Origin of the sequence: Nonomuraea sp. NPDC050733, from assembly GCF_040654215.1 — a bacterium.
Lineage (GTDB): Bacteria > Actinomycetota > Actinomycetes > Streptosporangiales > Streptosporangiaceae > Nonomuraea.
The window spans coordinates 289,530-303,460 of record NZ_JBFAHO010000005.1 but is presented as its reverse complement, the minus strand read 5'-3'; the positions used below and the strand labels follow the sequence as shown (position 1 = coordinate 303,460).

Annotated in this window: 13 protein-coding genes; 3 read left to right on the top strand and 10 right to left on the bottom strand. The window is 74.5% G+C overall.

The features are described 5' to 3' along the window. The first annotated feature begins 30 nt into the window (after window positions 1–30). Both AB0H64_RS13165 and AB0H64_RS13160 read left to right on the top strand, forming a co-directional pair. Window positions 31–1,197, top strand: coding sequence for a nucleotide pyrophosphatase/phosphodiesterase family protein (locus AB0H64_RS13165; RefSeq protein WP_357623437.1), 1,167 nt, complete (start codon window positions 31–33; stop codon window positions 1,195–1,197). A 40-nt stretch (window positions 1,198–1,237) separates the two neighbouring features. Then, window positions 1,238–2,050 carry a sulfurtransferase gene (locus AB0H64_RS13160; RefSeq protein WP_357623436.1) on the top strand — a complete coding sequence of 271 codons (813 nt, stop codon included), beginning with the start codon at window positions 1,238–1,240 and terminating at the stop codon, window positions 2,048–2,050. A gap of 39 nt (window positions 2,051–2,089) precedes the next feature. Here the strand turns inward: AB0H64_RS13160 and AB0H64_RS13155 are convergent, their stop codons facing one another. The 4 genes from AB0H64_RS13155 to AB0H64_RS13140 form a co-directional block, all read right to left on the bottom strand. After that, on the bottom strand, window positions 2,090–4,891 hold the full coding sequence (locus AB0H64_RS13155) for a CHAT domain-containing tetratricopeptide repeat protein (RefSeq protein ID WP_357623434.1): 2,802 nt from the start codon (window positions 4,889–4,891) through the stop codon (window positions 2,090–2,092). Beyond that, window positions 4,888–5,334: a hypothetical protein gene (locus AB0H64_RS13150; RefSeq protein ID WP_310710792.1), complete on the bottom strand. Its 447-nt coding sequence runs from the start codon at window positions 5,332–5,334 to the stop codon at window positions 4,888–4,890. The genes AB0H64_RS13155 and AB0H64_RS13150 overlap by 4 nt, the downstream gene beginning before the upstream one ends. Beyond that, entirely contained in the window at window positions 5,331–5,867 is a 537-nt protein-coding gene (locus tag AB0H64_RS13145; protein WP_357623432.1) for a sigma-70 family RNA polymerase sigma factor, read from the bottom strand. Before AB0H64_RS13145 ends, AB0H64_RS13150 begins: the two co-directional genes overlap by 4 nt. Before the next feature lie 73 nt (window positions 5,868–5,940). After that, complete coding sequence (locus tag AB0H64_RS13140) at window positions 5,941–6,954, bottom strand: S8/S53 family peptidase (RefSeq protein ID WP_357623431.1); 1,014 nt, start codon at window positions 6,952–6,954, stop codon at window positions 5,941–5,943. Between the two features lie 176 nt (window positions 6,955–7,130). On the opposite strand from AB0H64_RS13140, the gene AB0H64_RS13135 reads away from it, so the two are divergent. Beyond that, on the top strand, window positions 7,131–7,625 hold the full coding sequence (locus tag AB0H64_RS13135) for a DUF3145 domain-containing protein (protein ID WP_310710795.1): 495 nt from the start codon (window positions 7,131–7,133) through the stop codon (window positions 7,623–7,625). A gap of 173 nt (window positions 7,626–7,798) precedes the next feature. Here AB0H64_RS13135 and AB0H64_RS13130 read toward each other — a convergent pair whose 3' ends face one another. The 6 genes from AB0H64_RS13130 to AB0H64_RS13105 all read right to left on the bottom strand — a co-directional run bounded on the left by AB0H64_RS13130 (window position 7,799) and on the right by AB0H64_RS13105 (window position 13,927). Beyond that, a complete protein-coding gene (locus tag AB0H64_RS13130; protein ID WP_357623429.1) occupies window positions 7,799–9,223 on the bottom strand; it encodes a carboxyl transferase domain-containing protein in 1,425 nt (474 codons plus the stop codon). Further along, the gene (gene fabF, locus AB0H64_RS13125; RefSeq protein WP_357623427.1) at window positions 9,223–10,455 is read right to left on the bottom strand and encodes a beta-ketoacyl-ACP synthase II; all 1,233 of its coding nucleotides are present in this window, start codon (window positions 10,453–10,455) and stop codon (window positions 9,223–9,225) included. Before fabF ends, AB0H64_RS13130 begins: the two co-directional genes overlap by 1 nt. Before the next feature lie 68 nt (window positions 10,456–10,523). Further along, window positions 10,524–10,763: an acyl carrier protein gene (locus AB0H64_RS13120; RefSeq protein WP_350807180.1), complete on the bottom strand. Its 240-nt coding sequence runs from the start codon at window positions 10,761–10,763 to the stop codon at window positions 10,524–10,526. 86 nt (window positions 10,764–10,849) lie between these two features. After that, window positions 10,850–11,806 carry a beta-ketoacyl-ACP synthase III gene (locus AB0H64_RS13115; protein WP_357623425.1) on the bottom strand — a complete coding sequence of 319 codons (957 nt, stop codon included), beginning with the start codon at window positions 11,804–11,806 and terminating at the stop codon, window positions 10,850–10,852. Beyond that, complete coding sequence (locus AB0H64_RS13110) at window positions 11,803–12,699, bottom strand: ACP S-malonyltransferase (protein WP_357623423.1); 897 nt, start codon at window positions 12,697–12,699, stop codon at window positions 11,803–11,805. Before AB0H64_RS13110 ends, AB0H64_RS13115 begins: the two co-directional genes overlap by 4 nt. Window positions 12,700–12,802: 103 nt before the next feature. Continuing rightward, window positions 12,803–13,927: a helix-turn-helix domain-containing protein gene (locus tag AB0H64_RS13105; RefSeq protein ID WP_357623563.1), complete on the bottom strand. Its 1,125-nt coding sequence runs from the start codon at window positions 13,925–13,927 to the stop codon at window positions 12,803–12,805. Window positions 13,928–13,931: the final 4 nt, after the last annotated feature.

Sequence of the window (13,931 nt, the reverse complement as noted above, 5' to 3'; positions counted from 1 at the left end):
ACGGCCCGGCCACGCGGCTAAGCTCGGAGGATGGCCGACACCGCCCCTCTGATCCCCGCGTACGGCGGATCGTCACTGGCGGACCTGCCGCGCGCCCTGCTGGCCGCCCTCGGCGTCGGCGAGGCGGCGGGCGAGCCGGGATCGTTGCGGATCGAGCCCGCCCGCGCCGTCTGCGTGCTGCTGGTCGACGGGCTCGGGGCCGAGGCGCTGCGCGCCCACGCGGGCGCGGCGCCGTTCCTGACCCGCGGCATGCGCCCGCCGGCCGGAACGGCGCCCGGAGCCTCGGTGCTGACCGCCGGGTTCCCCGCCACCACCGTCACGAGCCTGTGCTCCCTCGGCACCGGCCTGCCGCCCGGCGAGCACGGCATGATGGGCTTGGTCCTGGCCGTGCCGGGCACCGGCCTGCTGTTCAACTGCCTGCGCTGGACCCTGCCCGACGGCCTGGTCATGGACCCGCGCCGCTGGCAGCCCGCCCCCACCGTGTTCGAGCGGGCGCGGGCGGCGGGCGTCACGGCCGCGTACGTGGCGCCGGGCGAGCACGCGGGCAGCGGCCTGAGCGAGGCCGTCTACCGGGGAGTGCGCCACCTCGCCGCCGGCACCGTGGACGAGCGCGTCGAGCGGGCCCGCGAGGCCCTGCGCGAGGCGCCCGCGTACGTGACCGTGTACTACGGCGACCTCGACGCCGCCGGCCACGACACCGGCTGGGGCGGTGAGGAGTGGCTGCGGCAGCTCGCGATCGTCGACCGGCTCGCGGAGCGGCTGGCCGAGGCGCTGCCGGACGGCTGCGCCTTGTACGTCACCGCCGACCACGGCATGGTCAACGCCACCGGCAAGCTCGACGTGGAGGCCGAGCCGGCGCTGCGCCACGGGGTGGCCCTGCTGGGCGGCGAGGCGCGGGCCCGCCACGTGTACGCCGAGGAGGGGGCCGTCGCGGACGTGCTCGCCGCGTGGCGCGGCACGCTGGCCGGCCGGGCCTGGGTGGTGACGCGCGAGGAGGCGGTCGAGGCCGGCTGGTTCGGGCCCGCCGTACGCGCCGAGTGGCTGCCGCGCCTCGGCGACGTCCTGGCCGTGCCGTACGACGGCCTGGCCCTCGTCGCCCCCGGCGCCCACCCGCGCGAGGCGGCCTTCACCGGTTACCACGGCTCGATGACGGCCGCCGAGCAGTACGTGCCGCTGCTGGAGGCGAGCACCCGTTGACCAGTCCCGAGAGCGGGACGCCCGACCATGAGGAGCTGAGATGAGCCCGCTGATCACCCCTGCCGAACTCGCCGCGCTCGACGGCGTGACCGTGCTCGACGCCCGCTCGCGGATCGGCGGGCCGCCCGGGATCGAGCTGTACCGCAAGGGGCACCTGCCGGGCGCCGTCTACTGCGACGTGGACGCCGACCTCGCCGCCCCGCCCGGACCGGACGGACGGCACCCGCTGCCGGGGGCCTCCCTCTTCGAGAGCGCGATGCGGCGGCTCGGCGTCTCCGACGCGCGGCCGGTCGTCGTGTACGACGACGTGAGCTCGACCATCGCGGCGCGTGCCTGGTGGACGTTGCGGTACTTCGGCCACCAGGACGTCCGGGTGCTCGACGGCGGCCTGCCCGCCTGGGTCGCGGCGGGGCTGCCCACCGTGACCGAGGCCCCGGAGGTGGAGCCGGGCGACTTCACCGCCAAGCCCGGCGGCATGCCGATGCTGACGACCGACGAGGCCGCGGCGCTCGCCACGGAGGGGGTGCTGCTCGACGCCAGGGCCGCCGAACGCTACCGGGGCGAGACCGAGCCGATCGACCCCGTGGCCGGGCACATCCCGGGCGCCGTGTCCGCTCCGACGGTCGCGAACGTGGGCCCCGACGGCCGGTTCCTGGCTCCGGGTGAGCTGCGGGAGCGGTTCGCGGGGCTCGGCGTGCGCGAGGGCGTGCGGGCCGGGGCCTACTGCGGGTCGGGGGTGACGGCCGCGCACCAGGTGCTGGCCATGGAGCTGGCCGGGCTGCCGTCGTCGCTGTACGTCGGCTCGTGGTCGAACTGGATCGCCGACCCCTCCCGGCCGATCGCGACGGGCTGACCCTGACCGTTTCCCGGCTGTCAGGCGGTTTCCCGGCTGTCAGGCGGTGGGGTGACGGGGCGGTGGGGTGACGGGGCGGTGGCCGGCGCCGAAGCAGGCGAAGCCGGTCACCTCCGTCTTGGCCGAGGCCGCCGCCAGGGCCGTCGCGGGCGGCTCACCCCGGGCCAGCAGCTCGTGGAAGAGCGTCATGACGGACAGCGCGTCGTCGTCGCGCACCGGCACCATCCCGGCGACGACGCAGGCCGTTCCCCTGGCCAGGAAGGCGCCCGCCAGCCCCAGCGGCGCCCCCTCGGCGGGGGCGCGGGCCATCCCGGAGTCGCACGCCGACAGCACTACGAGCCCCGGCGCGCTGGGCAGCCGCAGCAGGTCGTACGCCATGAGCGGGCCGTCGTCGAGCGTGATGGACGACAGCAGCGGGCTGCGCGCGTGGAACACCCCGTGCGCCGCCAGGTGCAGCACGCCGGCGGAGGCCAGCGCCTCCATCATCGGCCCGCCGCGCGCCGGCACCTCCCGCCCGCGCGGATGCCCGGCCACCACGCGGTCGACCTCGGCCCGCGCGTGCGCCAGCCCGGGTCCCGCGGCGGCCGCCACCTCGGGCGGACCGGCCGGGACGGGTGCGCGCCGCCCGGCCGCGAGCCAGGCCGACGCGCTCGCGGCCACGCTCACGGGACGCCCGCGCAGCTCCGGCAGGGCGGCCCACGGCACGGTGTGCAGCGGCCCGGCGGGCACCACCACCAGCGGCCGATCGCCCGCGTCCGCCTCGACCGGCCGAAACAGCAGCCGCCCGACCTCCCGCGCCGCCTCCCACACCGGATCACCCGGGCCGTGGGCCGGAGGGCCCAGGACCGGCCGGTTCGCGGGCGGCCCGTCGCCGAGGGTGTGACGGCGCAGGGCGTAGCGCAGGTGGACGACCGCCTCCGCGACCTCCTCCAGGCCGCCCAGCCGCCGCACCACCGCCCGCTCCTCCGTCACCACCACGGCCACCAGCGACCCCCCGACGGCCACGAACTCCACCAGCGCCATGCCGTGCTGCCCGACCTCATAGGGCGCCGCCCCGCCTGCCCCACCTCCGTCCGGCGCCGTTCCACACGGCCGGTCCCCGACCGGCGACGCCTCGCTCAGCGCGGCGCGCACCTCGTCCAGGTCCGCCACGTGGGGCGGGGGCGCGGCCACGGCCCGCCAGCGCTCGGCCCAGGCGAACACCTCGGCCGCGTCCCGGTCGCGTACCGCCAGCCGCAGCCCCAGCCCGGCCAGCCGCTCGCCGGCCCGTGCCATGTGCGCCCGCAGCGCCGGGTCGTCGAACGCGCCGGCCTGACTCCCGACCTCGGCCAGCCCGTCACGGGCGGCACGGAGCGCGGCGGCGGTGTCGCCCCGCAACTCGGCCTCCAGCGCCATGGCATGCCGCAGCACCGGCCCCGGCACCCGCCGCACCACGGGCGCCTCGGGCGCACGGACCAGCTCCTGCAGGGCGGGCGGCAGGGACGCCACCTTGGCAGGGGTCACACCCCGTCCCCGGCCGCGCCCGTGATCCGGAGATTCCGCCTCCGAGCCCGCGCGCGCCGCTGAGCCGACGGCCGTGCTGTCCCGCACGTCCTGCGACGCGTCGCCGGGCACGGTCGTCAGGTGGGTGAGCTGGGTGAGGGCCGTCGGGCGGTCGTCCAGGGCGAGGGCGACCTCGGCCGCCTCCAGGCGGAGGGCGGCGGCGCCCCCCTGGTGGGCGGGGTCCCGTTCCAGCTCGCCGGCGCAGGCCACCAGGGCTTCCAGCAGCGCGGGCGCCGGACCGTCCAGGGCCAGGCGGGCACGCAGGACCACCTCACGGGCGAGCGGCAGCCAGGAGCGCCTGCCCTGCGCCTCCAGGTCGCGGGCCGCCCGCTCGGCCACCGCCAGGGCCCGCCGCGCGTCACCCGTCAGCAGCTCCGCCCTGGCCAGCTTCAGCCGGGCGTCCGCCAGCGCGACGTGGGCCCCGGACGCCTCCAGGTCGGGTACGGCCCGGGTGAGCAGCTCCCTGGCCTCGCCGGGCTGCTGGGCGGCCAGCAGGGCGCCCGCGAAGTCGGCCCGCATCGTGGCCAGCCGCTCGGGGAAGCCGAACAGGGCGTCCTCGGCCGCCCGGTAGTGGCCGAACGCGCCGGCCACGTCGCCCCGCCGTACGGCCACGAAGGGCAGGTTGGCGGCGGCCAGGCGCGCGAGGTGGTCGAGCCCGGCGTGCCGGGCGAGCTCCAGGCAGGCGGTGACGTCGCCCATGGCGGCGTCCCAGTCGCCGCGGAAGGCGTGGACCAGTCCGCGGTTGAGCAGCCCCCCGGCCAGGAACCTGTGGTCGTCGACGGTGCCCGGCGCCGCCGCCAGGACCTGTACGGCGCGGTCGCAGGCGGCCACGGCCTCCTGGTAGCGGCCGAGATGGGCCAGGGCCACGGCGCGCTGGGTGTCGAGCTTGGCCCGGTCGAGAGGCGACAGGGCCGGCCAGGCCAGGGCCGCGATACGCAGCGCCTGGAGGGGATGGCCGCGCTCGGTGCGTACCGTGACCAGCGACAGCCGGGCCTGGGCCGGCCGCTCGGGCGGCGCGCCGGGTGTGGCGACGGCGCGCCGCAGGTGCCGCTCGGCGGCCTCAAGGTCGCCGAGCTCCCGCGCGGCAAGGCCCATCGCCCTGAGCGCCACGACGGCCGCCTCGGCCACGCCCCGCGCCTCGGCGGCCGACAGGACGGCCTGGGCGGCGAGCATGGCCTGCCGGGGGTCGACGACCGAGCGCAGCACCGCCGCCTCGGCCGCCCCCACCAGCCCGCCCGTCACCAGCCCGGCCGCCGTCAGGCGGGAGACGCGGGGGAGGCCGGGGTGTGCGGACGTCACGGCCGGATGCGCACCCACCTCGTCTGGACGGGGGAATGCCCGGGTCGGTGGCAGACCACGCTGAGCCAGCCCGGAGGCAGGCCCGTGGCCGCGAAGTGGCCGGTGCCGGCCAGGCGTCTGGTCAGCGTCAGATGAGGGGTGCGGACGTCGACATGGCTGCCCTCTCCGGGATGCGGGACGATCTGTCCCGCCACGTCGATGAGTCCGTCGCCCACGGTCACCTCCAAGTCGAAGGTCAGGCCCGCCGCGACGAAGCGGACCAGCTGGCAGCCGTCCGAGCTGCGCACCTCGCGTGAGGCGGAGCACTCGGCCGGGACGGCGGTCACCGCTTGGGGGACCCGGAGCCCGTAGGCGTCGCGGGCGGCAGCGGAGACATGTTCTGGGAGCGGATCGTGCCCGGCGGCCAAACGGAGCGCCGCCAGGAAGTACTCTTCGTTGATCATTGCACCGTCTCCTGTAGGTGGATCAGAGTGCGCAGTCTTTCCAGGCACCGCGTTCTGGTAGGACCCACGCTGCCTATGGGCACGCCCAGTCGCACCGCCACCTGCTGGCTCTTGTGGTTCGTCGCTACCAGCTGGAGGAGGGTGCGGCATGGCTCGTGCAGGCTGGAGACCGCCTTCCAGAGCCGGCGACTGCTGTCGGCCTCCAGGACGGCCGCCGCCGGATCAGGCTCGCCGGGCACCTCGGGGAGGGGAACGCCGGGGCGCTCCTTCCTGAGGATCAGCATCGCCTCACGACGGGTCGTCGTTGCCAGCCATGCGCCTATGCCCGATGGTTCCCTGATGGTGTGCAGATGCTCCAGCAGCCGCAGCCACGCTCCCTGGACCGCGTCCGCCGCATCCGCCTCGCTCAAGCCGCAGGCTCGGGCCACCGCCCACATTCGTGGCCCATACCTGCATTCGAGCGTGTCCCAGGCCGTCTGGTCGTCGTCGGCCGCTGCTTCGAGCAACTCGCCTGCGTGCCGTGGCTCGTGCATGCGGCCTCCTTCGCCCGCCCTACGAGGAGGCCACGCTGCCTCCTCGTAACTGGCCGAGGACTGAGCGTAAACTCTACAGACTCGACGGGACGAGAGACCCTAGATCAGGGATTTGCCTGGTCGTCGCGGGATCGAGCACGCGCTCGACCGCCCGGCCCACCGGCAGCTCCCGGGCGGCGTCGGCCACGGCGCCCGCCACCAGGGCGGCGGCGAAGGACGTGCCGCTCCACGCCGCGTACCCGTCGAACTCCCCGGCCTCCAGATAGCTGCTGGTCAGCCACTCGCCGCGGGCGCACGCGTCGACCCAGGTGCCGTGCGCGGAGAACGGCGCCCGCCGCTGCTCGGAGGCGTCCACCGCGCCGACCGCCACGACCCCCTGCAGCGCCGCCGGCCAGAACGGCCGGTCGCCGGCCGTGTTGCCCGCGCAGGCCACCTTGACCGTGTCGGGCAGCCCTCTGAGCGCGTCGGCCAGCAGGGGAGGCGGGCGGTCGTCGAAGGTGTGGCACCCGAAGGACAGATTGATCACCTGGGGCGCCCGCTCGCGCATCCGGTTCAGCGCCCGGATCACGGTCGCCTCGTCGCCGAGGCCGTCGCCGTCGAGGACCCGCCGCACGCACAGCGACACGCCCGGGGCGCGGCGCAGGATGAGGCCGGCCAGGAACGTGCCATGACCCGCCTGCGGGCCGTCGGCGGCGTCGCCGTCGTCGCGGCCGAGGTCGCCGTACCAGCCGCTGGACTCCCACCACGGGTGCTTGGCGACGCCCGTGTCGAGCAGGCCCACCAGCACGGACGAGCGGCCCCTGGCGGGCCGGTGCGGGGCCGGGCGCACCGGGAACGGCCGGGACGCCGGGCCGCCGAAGAACAGCGGCTGGCCGGTGACCACATGGTTGGGCGAGGCCCGGAAGCCGCGATCTCGCAGATCCCGGGTGATCTCGCAGACGTCGGCGCCGCGCGACAGGTGGATCACACAGACGCCGTCGCCTTCGGAGACCGCCTGCGTCCAGCGGGCCACGGTGGACAGGGCGGTGCGGTCGGTCATCACCTGACCTGGCCGGATGAGCGCCTCGCCGACATATTCGATGTCCATGAGCGGGTATCTATCCGCGTCGCCCCCCGCTGTCACGTGCCACAGCCGCAACAACTTGGTATGGGCCCCCTCTGGTGCCTGATTGCGACCGACGGTAGTCTCTCCCTAGTCACTTGTGATCATCCCAGGACGAGGCCGTTGGGGAAGGCGCACCTCGTACCGAAACGGGAGGTCCGGTGTCTGCTCGTGGCGTGCTCTACGTCCACTCGGCTCAGCCCGCGCTGTGCCCTCATATCGAATGGGCGGTCGCGGGTGTCCTTGGCGTGCCCGTGGACCTGACGTGGACGCCGCAACCAGCCGCGCCCAATGTCGTACGGGCGCAGGCGGAGTGGGAGGGCCGCCCCGGCATCGCGGCCGCCATCACGTCCTCGCTCATGGGCTGGCAGCGCATCAGGTTCGAGATCACGGAGGACGCCTCACAGGGCGTCGACGGGTCCCGCCACGCCTACACGCCCACCCTCGGCGCCTTCAGCGCGGTCATCGGGGCGGCCGGCGACATCATGGTGCCCGAGGACCGGCTGCGCGCCGTCATGATGATGGCCGCCCAGGGGAGGTGCGTGCTGGAGGAGGAGCTGGACAAGATGCTCGGCAAGCCGTGGGACGAGGAGCTGGAGCCGTTCCGCTACGCGGGCGACGGCGCCCCGGTCCGCTGGCTGCACGCCGCCGTCTGACCCACCGCCGCCCGACCCGCCACGGTCCTCCCACCACGGGCCTCCCACCACGGGCCTCCCACCACGGGCCTCCCACCACGGGCCTCCCACCCGGCGTCTTCGGACGCGTCTCCGAACGCCGATGGGCCCCGCACCTTCGACAGGTGCGGGGCCCATCCGGGTAGGACCGGGTTTTACAACGGGATGTTGCCGTGCGCGCCGCGGGCCGGGGCGGCCTGGGCGAGCACCCTGGCGATCGCGCCGCGCGTCTCCGCGGGCCGGAGGACCTCGTCGACCACGCCGAGGTCCTGTGCGCGGGCCAGGCCGCCGGCGAGCCTCTCGTGCTCCCGCGCCAGGCGCTGCTCCAGCTCCGGCCGCTCCTCGTCGGAGGCCGCGGCCAGCTCGCGCCGCTTGAGGACGCGGACCGCCGCCACCGCGCCCATGACCGCGATCTCGGCCGTCGGCCAGGCGAACACCTTGGTGGCGCCGAGCGCGCGGGAGTTCATCGCGACGTACGCGCCCCCGTACGCCTTGCGGGTGACCAGCGTGACCCGCGGCACGGACGCCTCGGCGAAGGCGTGCAGCAGCTTGGCCCCGCGGCGGACGACGCCGCCGTGCTCCTGGCCGACACCCGGCAGGTAACCCGGTACGTCCACGAGGACCACCAGCGGCACCCCGAAGGCGTCGCACATGCGCACGAAGCGGGCGGCCTTCTCCGCGGAGGTGGAGTCGAGGCAGCCGGCGAGCCGCAGCGGGTTGTTGGCGACCACGCCGACGGTCCGGCCGCCGAGCCGGCCGAGGGTGGTGACGATGTTGGGCGCCCACTTCGGGTGCAGCTCCACACCCGGCTCGTCGAGCAGGCCGTTGACCAGCGGCTTGACGTCGTAGGCGCGGCGGGCCGACTCGGGCAGCAGGCTGGAGAAGTCGACCTCCGCCACCTCGGAGGTGCGTACGCGGCCCTGGTGCCCGAGCAGCACGGCGAGCCGGCGCGCCTTGAGCAGCGCTTCGGTCTCGGTCCTGGTGACGACGTGGACGACGCCGCTGCGCTTGCTGTGGGGCTCGGGGCCGCCGAGCGCCGCGCTGTCGACGTCCTCGCCGGTGACGCTGCGCACCACGTCGGGCCCGGTGACGAAGATCCGGCCGGAGTCGGCCAGGATGACCAGGTCGGTGAGTGCCGGGCCGTAGGCGGCGCCGCCGGCGGCGGCCCCGACGACCACGGAGATCTGCGGGACGACGCCGGACGCCTTCGTCATGGCGGCGAAGACCCGGCCGACGGCGTGCAGCGACTCGACGCCTTCGGCGAGTCGCGCACCGCCGGAGTGCCAGATCCCGAGGACCGGCACCCGCTCTCGGACGGCCACGTCGTAGGCGTGCACGATGTGCTCGCAGCCCTCGCCGCCCATCGCGCCGCCCTGGAAGCGGGCGTCACTGCAGAAGGCGACGACGGGGACACCCTCGACGCGGCCCGTCGCGGCGAGCACGCCGCTCTTGTCCTCAGGAGTGATCAGCCGCAGCGAGCCCTCGTCGAGCAGCGCGGCCAGGCGGACGGCGGGGTCGCGGGGATCGGCGGGCTCCTGGTCGGAGCCCGCGGCCGTTACTCTGCTGTCCGCAACGGTCATCAGGCCCCCTTGAAGACGACAGTCGCGTTGTGGCCGCCGAACCCGAACGAGTTGTTGACCGCGGCGATGTCGCCTTCCGGCAGGGTGCGGTTGGCGCCGTGGACGATGTCCACCTCGATCCCGTCGTCGGGGTCGGCCAGGTTGATGGTCGCGGGAACGATCCGCTCCTGCAGCGCCTTGATCGTGAACACGGACTCGATGCCGCCCGCGCCGCCCAGCAGGTGGCCGGTCATGGACTTGGTCGAGGTGACCAGCGGGTGGGCGCCGATGGCCTTGGCGACCGCCTGCACCTCGATGACGTCCCCGGCGGGGGTGGAGGTGGCGTGGGCGTTGACGTGCTTGACGTCCTGGCCGGTGATGTCGGCGTCGTTGAGCGCCTGGGTCATCGCCATGATGATGCCCCGGCCCTCCGGCTCCGGCTGGGTGATGTGGTGGGAGTCGGCGGAGTAGCCGACGCCCGCGGCGTAGGCGTAGATGCGGGCGCCGCGCGCCCGGGCGTGCTCCTCGGACTCCAGCACCAGGATGCCGGCGCCCTCGCCGAGCACGAACCCGTCACGCTCGCGGTCCCAGGGCCGCGACGCGCCGGCCGGGTCGTCGTTGCGGGTGGACATGGCACGCGCGGCGCAGAAGGCCGCGATGTTGAGGCCGTGGATCGCGGCCTCGGTGCCGCCCGCGACGACCACGTCGGCGCGGCCGGCCCGGATCATGTCCATCGCGTAGCCGATGGCCTCGGCGCCGGAGGCGCAGGCGGACACGGTGGCGTGCACGCCGGCCTGGGCTCCGAGGTCGAGGCCGATCCACGCGGCCGGGCCGTTCGGCATGAGCATCGGCACGGTGAACGGCGAGAGCCGGTTCCAGCCGCGCTCCTTGTAGGTGTCGTAGGCCGACAGCGTGGTGTTGATGCCGCCGATGCCGCTGGACACCACGACGCCGAGCCGCTCGGGCGCGACCGGGGGCGCGCCGGCGTCCTGCCAGGCCTCGCGGGCCGCCACCAGGGCGAACTGCTCGCTCCGGTCGAGACGGCGGGCCTCGGGCCTGGGCAGCACCTCGGTCGGGTCGACCGCGGCCGTCCCCGCGAACTTCACGGGGACGGTGTCGATCCACTCCTCGGTGATGGCCTTGACGCCCGACTGACCGGCGAGGAGCGCCGACCAGGTCGAGGTGACGTCTCCACCGACGGGCGTCGTCGCGCCTAGCCCGGTGACGACGACACGTACCCGGTTCGCACTCACGTTTCTCGCTCCTTGTCGATCAGTAAGGTGAAAGATCAATCGATCGGCAGCCCGCGAGCTGCCGATCGTCAGTTCTGGATGAAGGTGAGGACGTCCTTGACCGTCTTCAGGTTCTTGAGCTGGTCGTCGGGAATCTCGACGCCGAACTCGTCCTGGGCGGCCACGGCGATCTCGACCATGGACAGGGAGTCGATGTCGAGGTCGTCCACGAAGCTCTTCTCGGGCGTCACCTCGGAGGCCGGGATGCCGGTGATCTCGTTGATGATCTTGCCGAGGCCTTCGAGGATCTCCTGCTCGCTGGCAGCCATGTCGTAGTTCTCCTTTGGTTCTATCTGGTTCTGTACGGCACACGCCGTACAAGTCGTGTCCGGTGTGGCGGAAGCCGTACCGGATCCTACGGAACCTCGATGACTTGGCCCGCGTAGGTGAGGCCGGCACCGAAGCCCAGGACGAGCGCGAGGTCGCCGGAGCGCACCTCGCCGCGCTCGATCATGCGCGAGAGCGCCAGCGGGATGGAGGCCGCCGAGGTGTTGCCGGCGGTGACGATGTCACGCGCCACGACGGCCTTGTCGGCGCCGAGCTTGCGCGCGATCGCCTCGATGATGCGCAGGTTGGCCTGGTGCGGGACGAACGCGGCCAGCTCCGAGGGGTCGACCCCGGCGCGGTCGCACGCCTCCTTGGCCACCGGGTGCAGCGCGGTGGTGGCCCAGCGGAACACCGTCTGGCCCTCCTGGTGGAGGTGGTCGTTGCGGTCGGTGATGGAGATCGCGTCGGCCTTGTCGCCCGCGCTGCCCCAGACGACCGGTCCGATCCCGGGCGTGTCGGCCGGGGCCACGACCGCGGCACCCGCTCCGTCGGCGAAGATCACCGCGGTGGACCTGTCGGTCGGGTCCACCCACTGCGACAGCTTCTCCGAGCCGATGACGAGCACGTTGCGCGCCGAGCCGCCGCGGACGGCGGCGCTGGCGGTGGCCAGCGCGTAGCAGAAGCCGGCGCAGGCGGCGTTGACGTCGAACGCGCCGGGCGCCTGGATGCCCAGCCGGTGCGCCACGACGGCGGCGGCGTTGGGGATCTGCGTCTCCAGCGTGCAGGTGGCGACGATCACCAGGTCGACGTCGGCGGCGGACAGGCCGCTGGCGGCCAGGGCCTTGCCTCCGGCCTGCACGGCCATGTCCTCGACCGACTCGCCCTCGGCGGCGATGCGGCGCTCGCGGATGCCGACGCGCGACTGGATCCACTCGTCGTTGGTGTCCATGACCTTGGCCAGGTCGTCGTTGGTGACGACGGTGGCCGGCTGGTAGTGGCCGAAGGCCAGCACCTTCGCGCCTGGCGCGACGTCGGGGATCCTCACTTGATCAGCTCCTTGGCCGCGTCGAGGTCGTCGGGGGTCTTCAGCGCGACGGTGGGGACGCCCCGCAGCGCGCGCTTGGCCAGGCCGGTCAGGGTGCCGCCGGGGAGCAGCTCGATGATCGCGGTGACGCCCAGCTCGGCCATGGAGGCCATGCAGGAGTCCCACCGGACCGGGCTGCTGACCTGCTTGACCAACCGGTCCAGGAAGTCGGGGCCGCTCGTCACGACCTGGCCGTCGGCGTTGGACAGCAGCCGGACCGCCGGGTCGGCGGGCGTCACGCCGGCCGCGGCCTCGCGCAGCGCGGCGACGGCCGGGGCCATGTGCACGGTGTGGAAGGCGCCCGCCACGGCGAGCGGGCGGAGCCTGGCGCGCTCGGGCGCGTCGTCCTGGAAGGCGGCGAGCTGCTCCAGCGTGCCGCCGGCGACGATCTGGCCGGCGCCGTTGATGTTTGCGGGGGTCAGGCCGTGCCTTTCGATGGCGGCGAGGACCTCGGCCTCGTCGCCGCCGAGGACCGCGGTCATGCCGGTCTCGGTGACGGCGGCGGCCTTGGCCATGGCCTGGGCGCGCTCGCGAACCAGCCCCAGCGCCTGCTCGGCGGTGAGGGTGCCGGCCAGCGCGGCGGCGGCGAACTCCCCGACGCTGTGCCCGGCCACCAGGTCGGGAGTCACGCCGAGCGCCTCGGCGGAGGCGAGCGCCGCGGCCACGAGCAGAGGCTGCGCGACGGCGGTGTCGCGGATCTCGTCGGCATCCGCGGTGGTGCCGTGGGCGATCAGGTCCAGCCCTGCCACTTCGGACCACCCGGCGAGCCGGTCGGCCAGACCGGGCAGCTCAAGCCAGGGTGTGAGGAAACCCGGAGTCTGGGCGCCTTGGCCCGGAGCGACGATTGCTAGCACGAACTCCACCCTGCCCTGTAGAACTCCGACACGCGGATAAGGATCCGTACGAACTTTGTCCAACAGGTTTTGTACGGTTCCTACAATGGGGGTTTTCGGACAATTACGTTAGGGCCCGCCATGTCGCGGCGCTCTCCGTGAGGCGGCCCAGGATGAGGCCCACCTGCAGGGTGAAGGCCGAGCGTCCCTCGGTCGGCTGGTAGCCGGTCAGCTCGGTGATCTTCCGCAGGCGGTAGCGGACCGTGTTGGGGTGGACGAACAGCAGCCGCGCCGTCGCCTCCAGCGAGGTGCCCTGCTCCAGGTACGTCGCCAGCGTGTCGAGCAGCGGCGTGCCCGCCAGCGGCACGTACACGTTCTCCACGAGCTGCTCGCGCGCGTCCTCGTCGCCGTCCAGGGCCCGCTCGGCGAGCAGGTCGTCGGCGTGCACGGGCCGGGGCGCGTCGGGCCAGCCGGACGAGGCCTTCAGCCCCGCCAGCGCGGCCCGCGCGGACCGCGCCGCGGCGTGCAGGTCGGGCACCTCCGGGCCGATGACGATCGGCCCCGGCCCGAACCGGGCCACCACCTGCCGGGCCGCCTCGTCGACGCTGCCGGCGCCGCCCACGATCACGATCAGCCGGTCGGCCTGCACTCCGGCCAGCAGGTCCATGCCGATGCGGCGGCCCTTCTCACGCAGCCCGTCGATCACCGCCCGCGGGTCGTCCTCGGGGGCGTGACCGGCGATCACCACCACGGGGGAGGAGGTCCAGCCGAGCGCGGCGGCCCACGAGTGGAGCCCGTCGTCCACCTCGCCCCGGACCAGCGCGTCCACGATCAGGGCCTCCAGCCGGGCGTCCCAGGCGCCGCGGGCCTCGGCCTCGCGGGCGTAGACCTGGGCGGCGGCGAACGCCACGTCACGGGTGTAGCGCAGCATGGCCTGCTGGAGCTGGTCCTCGCCACCGGGCGCGGCCAGCTCGTCGCTCTCCGCCTCGACGACCTCCACCACCACGCGGACGATGTCGACCGTCTGCTGCAGGGAGATGGAGCGCTTCAGCTCGCGCGGGGCCGTGCCGAAGAACTCGATGCTCGGCGTCGGCCGGTTCTCGCCGGCGTGCTGGAACCACTCCACGAACGCGGCGATGCCGGCCTGCGCCACCAGGCCCACCCAGGAGCGGTCCTCGGCGCTGAGCGCGCGGAACCATGGCAGTTGCTCGTCCATGCGGGCCATGGCGGCCGTGCCGAGCGCGCCCATGGCG

Bases quoted from the DNA above. Each gene is read 5' to 3' on its own strand.
- AB0H64_RS13120 (WP_350807180.1), bottom strand. From the start codon at position 10,763: ATGGCTGCCAGCGAGCAGGAGATCCTCGAAGGCCTCGGCAAGATCATC.
- AB0H64_RS13150 (WP_310710792.1), bottom strand. From the start codon at position 5,334: ATGATCAACGAAGAGTACTTCCTGGCGGCGCTCCGTTTGGCCGCCGGG.
- AB0H64_RS13165 (WP_357623437.1), top strand. From the start codon at position 31: ATGGCCGACACCGCCCCTCTGATCCCCGCGTACGGCGGATCGTCACTG.
- AB0H64_RS13160 (WP_357623436.1), top strand. From the start codon at position 1,238: ATGAGCCCGCTGATCACCCCTGCCGAACTCGCCGCGCTCGACGGCGTG.
- AB0H64_RS13140 (WP_357623431.1), bottom strand. From the start codon at position 6,954: ATGGACATCGAATATGTCGGCGAGGCGCTCATCCGGCCAGGTCAGGTG.
- AB0H64_RS13105 (WP_357623563.1), bottom strand. From the start codon at position 13,927: ATGGGCGCGCTCGGCACGGCCGCCATGGCCCGCATGGACGAGCAACTG.
- AB0H64_RS13145 (WP_357623432.1), bottom strand. From the start codon at position 5,867: ATGCACGAGCCACGGCACGCAGGCGAGTTGCTCGAAGCAGCGGCCGAC.
- AB0H64_RS13130 (WP_357623429.1), bottom strand. From the start codon at position 9,223: ATGACCGTTGCGGACAGCAGAGTAACGGCCGCGGGCTCCGACCAGGAG.